The sequence below is a fragment of the Streptomyces sp. MP131-18 genome (genome assembly GCF_001984575.1).
Taxonomy (GTDB): Bacteria; Actinomycetota; Actinomycetes; order Streptomycetales; family Streptomycetaceae; genus Streptomyces; species Streptomyces johnsoniae.
Genome location: NZ_LZNS01000001.1, coordinates 879,411 through 886,591, shown reverse-complemented (window position 1 = coordinate 886,591; position 7,181 = coordinate 879,411). Strand labels below are relative to the sequence as shown.

10 protein-coding genes, 1 tRNA gene and 1 pseudogene are annotated in these 7,181 nt (G+C 67.9%); 5 read left to right on the top strand and 7 right to left on the bottom strand.

Annotated features, from left to right (window positions below):
• The 6 genes and pseudogenes from STBA_RS03880 to STBA_RS03855 form a co-directional block, all read right to left on the bottom strand.
• Window positions 1–331: discoidin domain-containing protein (locus STBA_RS03880; RefSeq protein WP_216355908.1), on the bottom strand; the 331-nt coding region annotated here is incomplete at its 3' end.
• 160 nt (window positions 332–491) lie between these two features.
• Complete coding sequence (locus tag STBA_RS03875) at window positions 492–950, bottom strand: NUDIX domain-containing protein (RefSeq protein ID WP_077057883.1); 459 nt, start codon at window positions 948–950, stop codon at window positions 492–494.
• A 118-nt stretch (window positions 951–1,068) separates the two neighbouring features.
• Window positions 1,069–1,278, bottom strand: a complete 210-nt coding sequence (locus STBA_RS03870) for a DUF397 domain-containing protein (RefSeq protein WP_077057882.1) — start codon at window positions 1,276–1,278, stop codon at window positions 1,069–1,071.
• A pseudogene (locus STBA_RS03865) lies at window positions 1,275–1,505 on the bottom strand (Scr1 family TA system antitoxin-like transcriptional regulator); the annotation flags it as partial. The pseudogene STBA_RS03865 and the gene STBA_RS03870, both read right to left, overlap by 4 nt.
• A gap of 626 nt (window positions 1,506–2,131) precedes the next feature.
• Window positions 2,132–2,332, bottom strand: a complete 201-nt coding sequence (locus STBA_RS03860) for a DUF397 domain-containing protein (protein WP_077057881.1) — start codon at window positions 2,330–2,332, stop codon at window positions 2,132–2,134.
• Between the two features lie 16 nt (window positions 2,333–2,348).
• Window positions 2,349–3,215 (bottom strand): helix-turn-helix transcriptional regulator, encoded by an 867-nt coding sequence (locus tag STBA_RS03855; protein WP_077057880.1) that lies wholly within the window; start codon window positions 3,213–3,215, stop codon window positions 2,349–2,351.
• 212 nt (window positions 3,216–3,427) lie between these two features.
• On the opposite strand from STBA_RS03855, the gene STBA_RS03850 reads away from it, so the two are divergent.
• From STBA_RS03850 to STBA_RS03835, 4 genes are all read left to right on the top strand, one after another.
• Window positions 3,428–3,880: an ATP-binding protein gene (locus STBA_RS03850; protein ID WP_077057879.1), complete on the top strand. Its 453-nt coding sequence runs from the start codon at window positions 3,428–3,430 to the stop codon at window positions 3,878–3,880.
• 246 nt (window positions 3,881–4,126) lie between these two features.
• Complete coding sequence (locus STBA_RS03845) at window positions 4,127–4,894, top strand: NUDIX hydrolase (protein WP_077057878.1); 768 nt, start codon at window positions 4,127–4,129, stop codon at window positions 4,892–4,894.
• The gene (locus STBA_RS03840; RefSeq protein ID WP_077057877.1) at window positions 4,891–5,229 is read left to right on the top strand and encodes a hypothetical protein; all 339 of its coding nucleotides are present in this window, start codon (window positions 4,891–4,893) and stop codon (window positions 5,227–5,229) included. The genes STBA_RS03845 and STBA_RS03840 overlap by 4 nt, the downstream gene beginning before the upstream one ends.
• 53 nt (window positions 5,230–5,282) lie before the next feature.
• Entirely contained in the window at window positions 5,283–6,215 is a 933-nt protein-coding gene (locus STBA_RS03835) for an endonuclease/exonuclease/phosphatase family protein (RefSeq protein WP_077057876.1), read from the top strand.
• Between the two features lie 476 nt (window positions 6,216–6,691).
• Here the strand turns inward: STBA_RS03835 and STBA_RS03830 are convergent.
• Window positions 6,692–6,779, bottom strand: a tRNA-Leu gene (locus STBA_RS03830).
• 201 nt (window positions 6,780–6,980) lie between these two features.
• Here STBA_RS03830 and STBA_RS03825 point away from each other — a divergent pair.
• On the top strand, window positions 6,981–7,181 hold a 201-nt coding region (locus STBA_RS03825; RefSeq protein WP_290443697.1), incomplete at its 3' end, for a carboxyl transferase domain-containing protein.

The following is a 7,181-nucleotide window of genomic DNA, read 5'->3' as shown; positions in this document are numbered from 1 at the left end:
AGCCGTCCCAGGACTGGAGCTCGAAGACGTTCTGCCGGCTGGTGCCCTGGTGCACCGCGAGTTTGACGTGGCTGACCGTCTCCTCCGAGCCCAGGTCCAGCTCCAGCCAGGCGCCGTCGCCCTCGCCCGACCACCGGGTGCCCAGATCGCCGTCCACGGCGTTCGCCGGCTCGTTCTCATCACTTGTACTGGCCGTGACGGCACTGCCGTCCGGCGTGACCTCCACCGCCGCGGCCTGCGCCGTCGCCGGTGCGACCAGCAGCCCCGTTCCCGTCGCCAGAAATGCGACCGCCAACGGCAGCCGCCTGCGGAACAAGCGGGTACGTCTCACAGGGTTGTCCTCCTTATTCGACCTTTTCCCCTCGGCCCCGGCCGTGGGACGTTGCCGAAGCCATGAGGCGTCAGGCGTGACCGTAGAGGCCACGCTTCGGGAGGGGTCACGAGCACCGTGGGGCAGGGCGGCATCGCCCCGGGCGGCGGCGGGTGGGCGCTCAGTGCTGGATCAGGCCGCCGACCGGAACGGCGGCGACGTGGCCGGTGGCCGGCCGGGCCCGCGCCAGGGCGAGGCCGATGTCGACCAGCGATGACCGGCGCAGGCCGGCCACGTCGGGGATCGGCGTCCAGACCGACTCGGCGGTGTCGCCGTTCGGCTCGGGCCGGAGCAGGCCGCCGGTGATACGGACCTGGTAGAAGATGCCGACATTCTGGTGCTCGGGCAGGCCGGGCCGGCGGTCGGCTGCGGGAATCACCCGCGAGTCCACGCCCAGCAGACGTTCGACCACCGCGTCACAGCCGGTCTCCTCGGCGACCTCCCGGATCACCGCATCGAACGGATCTTCCGCGTGCTCGACCCCGCCGCCCGGAAGCGTCCAGTTCCCCGACACATGACGGCCGAGCAGCACCCGCCCGTCCTCGATACACACGGCATAGGCCGCCAGCCGAAAACTCATAACCCCGAACCATAGATCCGCGCACGGCCCTGGCCGTGCGCGGCGGTACCGGGGCCGGTTGCCCTACCGCACCGCACGATGGGGCAAGCGATGAGTCCGCAGACAGTCGGCCTGGCGATCAGGCGGTGCCCGTTCTCCCGGCCTTGACGCTTGCCACGAACGACGAGAACGCCGCGGTCGGGAAGTTCAGCACCGGACCGTCGAAACTCTTGGAATCACGGACAGGAACCACACCGTGCGTCGTGGCGAAGTTGTCGGCGGCCTCCACGCAGGCGCCACCGTTGTCGCTGTAGGAGGACTTGAACCAACGTGGAGCTTCGGACGTCACGGGATACCCTTTCGCAACTGCTGGATCGCGGCGACGGAGGCCGACTGAGACAGCGCTTCTGCCTGTAGTTGATGGTAGGCCGCCAGCATGGGCAGCACGAACGTGCTGTCGCGCTCAACCTGCCCCCGCTGGGCAGATTCCGCGTACGACACCAGCGAGCGGTCCGGCATCGTCAGTATGTAGACGGGCAGGTCAAGGGTACGGCGCACGCCCATCTCGAATGGGGCCGGAACACGTCCTGGTGCTGACCGAGACGGCTCCGAGCAAAGGGTGTGACCTTCTTGCCGACCGATTCTCCAGAGCGGCGTACGAGGAGATCCGCTGAAGTGATCTTCGCTTGCCGGTAAGGGCGCGGCAATGGAGGGCCCACCCGGCCGTCTGGCCGTGGAGTGCGTCCGCGGGGCGTGGCGGGTGGGGGCGTCGGTGGGCCGGGGGCGGGGGCATGAAAGAACCCAGGTCACTTGGGGTTTTGGTGGTGTCCGAGGGCGGACTTGAACTTTCTCTCCTCCAACCCACTGCTGTTGGGTCGCTGATCTGCGGTAATAGCCACAACAGTTGCACTCCGGACGGGTCAGCTGCTGTCCCTGGTACCTGAGCTGCCGCTGGTGACTCCGACCACTGTTGTGCACGCGTTGTGCACGTCATTCACGCCCCTGGGCGAGCGGGCGGCAGAGGATGTGATCCCCCACCGCCCGTAGCGGGTCCGCTGGCGTCCCCGTCCCTCAGCCCCATGGACGTGGTGACGGCGCTTTACTTCACTGCGCTGAGGATTCATTCACGCGGGACCCGGGTGCAGGCGCGCCGGAACCCCGTGTCGCCCCTCGGCGCCACGGGTGCACCCAGTGTGCCGAGATCAGCGAGTCTCGAAGGCGCCTTCCCTCACTGCGGCGGTGAAAGCGGTCCAGTCGCTCCCATCAAAGGTCAGGCCCGGGCTGTTTGTGTCCTTGGAGTCGCGGAGGTCCATGCCGCCGTCAGCGCGGCGCCGGGCTTCAGCGCAGTCACCGTTCTGCGCGCTGTAGCTGCTCTTGAACCATGCGGACTGGTTTTCCTGCATCACCCTCGATATCTTTCTATGCGCTTGCTTCCCTGATGATGCCCTCGATCAGGGCCTTGCTCTTCAACTCGCCCAAAGCCGTCGCTCGCAAGTGGTTGAAGATGTCTGCGTAAAACCCGATGTCACTCGGGTCTTCCAGGTACGTGTGACTGACATGGTTCTCCAACAGCACGACCTGCATGTCGGACGGCTCGGGGAACCGGTAGACCTTGAACGGGAAGGGTCCGCCTCGGTAGGCCCCTACTGAGAAGGGTAGTACCTGCAACGTAACGTTCGGAAGCTTCGCCAGATCGATGAGGTGGCTGAGCTGGGCCCGCATGACGGCCGGCCCTCCCATTCGCTGGCGCAGCGCCGCCTCGCCGAGGATCATCCAGACCTCGATCGGGTTCTCAGCGCGAGTGAGGGCCTTCTGCCGTTCCAGGCGAACGTCAAGCTTCGTCTGTTCGTCCGATCCGAGTGGGCCGGGAGATCCACCGCCGATCACAGCTTCGGCGTACTCCTTGGTCTGGAACAGCCCGTCGATGACGCCTGGCTGGAACCCTCGGCAGTACGACGTGTCCTCCTCCAGCCCGATCAGGTCGAGGAAGTCCTGCGGCAGACGGTCTTCGAGGACGCGCCACCAGCGCTGCTTCTTGCTTTCACGAGCCAGTGACAACCAGCCCTCTCGGGTGTTCAGGTCCCGGACCTGGTAGAGGTCGAGGAGTGCCTTGAGATCCAGCGGCCTTATCGGGCTGCGGCCGGACTCGATGCGACTGACCTTCGAGATGTTGCAGCTCAGAACCCTTGCAGCGTCCTCCAGGTGAAGCCCATGGGCCTCGCGCAGGCGTCGGAGGTTGGTGCCCAGCACCCGGCGACGGACGGTTGGCTTCGGATCATCCGGCATATGCCCCTCCTCCGTGGTCGCTCGACAGCGTACCGCCCCTCACCGAAGGGTGATCGTGGAAACCAATCACGGTGTACCACTTGCACGGTGCAACTCTTTGGGTCCATGCTGGCCGAGTGAGCCCTGCTACACGTTGCGTAGTGGTAGGCCGCAACTGGCCTGGCCGCACCCAATTTTGGCGTGCGTGCCACTCCGTCACCGGGAGGTGCCCCATGACCGTCGTCACTGTGCAAGGCATCGCGGAACGCGAGGTGTACTCCTGGCGCTTAACGGCTTGTCCGGGGTCCGTCGCGCGGTGGCGAAGGGTGGCGGCGGAGACGGTTGCGATGCTCGGCGGCGACCAGGATGCGGTGGCGCTTGCCCGTTTGGGTCTCTCGGAGTTGCTGAGCAACGTCGTCAAGCATGTTGCGGACCGCCGTTGTCTGCTGGTGATCGCGGCGGAGGGGGAGAACCTTCGGGTCACGGTTCAGGACCGGTCGGTGGAGGTGCCGGCTGTCATGAACCCGCGCACGGACGAGGAGTGTGGCCGAGGGTTGTGGCTCCTGCGGGAAATGGCTAAAGACCTGGGCTACATCTGCTTGCCCGGCGGGAAGGCTGTGTGGTTCCGGTGTCCCCTCGTGCGCGGGAGCGAGGGAGGTGTCTGTGCTCCCCTAGGCGGAGAGTGAGTTCCTGCGGCCGGTGCCAGCTGGTACCGACGACGGGAACGTGTGGTGCTGGTTCTTCTGCGGCCACCTGTTCACGCGGGTGCTCCCCTCTACCCGACGGCAGGCGCCGAACCGCCGCATGTTCTGCGCTTCCGGCGCGGGCGTCACCGCCGTGCGCGGACCCGTCGGCTCGCGAACAGCCCGCGCAGGGTGTCCCGGCCGTGCGAGACATCCCCTCAGGAACGAGAGACAAGGAGAGACCCGGCGATGACGCAGACGCGTTTCGTGCATGTCGGTACGAACGAATTCGGTTCGACGTGGGTGAACCCCGACCGGATCACCGGCTTCTACATCCAGCGGCTGGGCGGCGCCATGGACGGGGAGGGCCCTGTCTACGGTGCGCAGCTCCTCACGCCTCAGGGAGTTCAGCACCTGGTCGACGGCAAGGGGGAGAAGGCGTTCTGGCCCACGCCCGAGGCCGCCACGACGGCAGTGGCCGCCCTGCTGAAGACTCCGCTGGACGGCGGCGGCCTCCACGGGGCCTCCGAGTTCGTTGCTCCTTCGCCGCGGCGGCTGTCCGGGCTGGCGCTGATCCGCAACGAGCACGGCGATGTCCTGGTGGTCGAGAAGGCGTATCGGCGGGGACAGGAGCGGTTCGGGCTCGTCGGTGGTCACGCCGAAGGCGGGGAGGCCGCGGTCGTCGCCTGTCACCGGGAGATCGCCGAGGAAACCGGATTGCACATCGTGCCCGGCCGGGTGCTGGCGGCGCATCACATGCCCGCCACCGACACCGTTGCGGAGGGCGTGAGCATGGTCTTCGACTGCGGCACCGTTTCCACGGAACAACCGCTCACCCTGCCCGAGGGCGAACTGCTGGCCTATCAGTGGCTCAGCCCCGCGCGGTTCGCGGAGGTACTGGCGCCCTACCAGGCGTGGCGCGTGAACGTGGCCCTGGACGCCGCGGGCGGTGGGCCGGTGCGCTACCTGGTGGGCCATCCCGCGTCCCCCGTCGGCGGCGAGGACACCCGGCCGTGAAACGCGTTCACCTCAAACGGGGGTCGGCGGGGGACGGTGTGCTGCTGGTGCTGCCGGGCCTGGCCGTGTCGGTGATGGTCGCCAGGCTGCCGCGCCGGTCGGCCAGGGCCGTGCTGCGGGAACTTCTCGGGCGGTGCGATGCCGCCTGGTTCGAGTTCTACCAGGGCGCGCTGTGCCACCTGGACGGGCACCTCGAACCGGCCGGGAAGATGCGTGGCACACGCCGGTACCCCACAGAGGCCGAACTCTTCCAATCGATGTTCGGACCCGATGAAAGGCCGTCGCACGGCACCGGCGGCGATGCGAACGGCTCCTGCGCTCCGGACCCTTCCTGACAAAGGGGGGTCAGGGTCGCACTACCAATCCCAACGATGAAAGAGGAACACCTGTGAAAGAGCCCGCGGACCGCGATGTCCTGGTGGCCGTGACGTGGAATATCGAGCGAAGCGGTATCGATGCCGATGGCCGTGATGACCGCTGGCACCTGGCCATGGATGTCCTGGCGGAGATCCGCCCGCACCTGTTCTTCCGGCAGGAACTCAAGGACCCGGGCAAGGACGGCGGTGCGGCGTTGTTCGAGGAAGCCGAACGCCTGAAACTGACGCCACTGGCTGCCGCGCCGATCCCGGAGAGCCGTAACGCGGTGGCCGTCATGGCCGATCCCGACCTGTTCACCGTCACCGCCCACCACGAGCACGCCACCCGCATGTGGCATCCGATCAGCAACCCCGTCGTCCGCCTGCGCGACCCGCAGGGCCGCCCGCACGGCCGCCCGATCCACCTGGCCTCCATCCACCTGTGCTCCCACGACCCGGCCGGCCGCGCCACCGAAGCCCAGCGCCTCACCACCCTGGGCGACCACGGCCGTTCGGCGCTTTTCGCCGGGGACATGAATTCGTTCGTGCACCGCCCGCAGTGCGAGATCCAGCCGTTCCCCGACTGGGCGGAGATCGCGGACTCCGTGTACTTCCGCCAGCGCACTATCCGCATCGGCGACGAGCACGTCCCCGACACCGAGCCCGACCGCATCCTGGCCGGCATCGGCCCCAACGGACGGTCGGTCTTCACCGAGCTGGGCCACTTCGCGGCAACGGAACTCGGCCAGACCGAAGCCCTCCAGCCCACCGCAACGCTCTGGCGCACGGACCAGGGACCCCCGCAGCGCATCGACAGGCTCTACAGCACCGACGACATCGCCGACGCCCTGATCAGCGTGACCACCGTCGTCAACGACGACGTACGCGAAGCCTCAGACCACGCCCCGGTCGTCGCCAAGTTCAGCCTCCCCCGCCTGCGCCACAGCCTCGGCCTCGGCGTCTGATCCCCCATACGCCGCCCCCTGCCGGGGAGAGCCCCAGCGGCCCATCACCCGGCTCGCGAAAAGCTACGGAATCACCGGGCCGGGCATGAGGACCGAAAGCAGGAAAAACGAAATCAGCGGCTTCAACCGTACGGGCCCTTCCCATCCGAGGGGGATCTTCGGCCGTCAACGCACCCGAGGTCACGCGCCTCCTGCACGTGCTCAAGATTCAGGAAGCTGAGCTGAGCGAGTCAGTCCCATGGCCCTGGGAGGCGGCGATGCCGGTGTCGCCGGTAAGGGCGCGGTAATGGGGTGCTCACCCGGCCGTCCGGGGGTGGAGCGCGTCCGTGGGGCGTCGCGGGCGGGGGTGGGGGCTGTGGCGGGGCTGTCGGCGGGCCGGGGGGCGGGGGCTCACCTCGGCCGGTCGAGAGGGGTGGCCGTCGGGCGGCCCGGGAGGGCGGGGGCATGAAAAAACCCCAGGTGACCTGGGGTTTTGGTGGTGTCCGAGGGGGGACTTGAACCCCCACGCCCTTAATCGGGCACTAGCACCTCAAGCTAGCGCGTCTGCCATTCCGCCACCCGGACAGGGTGTGCGCGGGTCATGAGTGACCGGCGCTCCGTGGCCAACCATACCAAGGTTCCGAGGGGCGTTTCACCCGCTGGGCGGCGGGCCGGGAGCGGTTGTACCGCGGGGGTACGGGAAGCCTGTAGGGGCCCTCTAGCGCAATGTGCACACTCATGAACGGACAGTTTCTGTCGCGGGCGGGATCGGTGGAGGAGAGCCTCATGGGATCACAATCGGCGTTCCGGACGCGGGTCGCGGAGTTGCGTGCGATTCGGGAGGAGGCGTGGGCGGGGCCTTCGGAGCGGGCGACCGCGGCGCAGCATGGGAAGGGGAAGCTGACGGCGCGGGAGCGGATCGCGCTGTTGCTGGACGAGGGGTCGTTCCGTGAGGTGGGGGTGTTGCGGCGGCATCGGGCTTCCGGG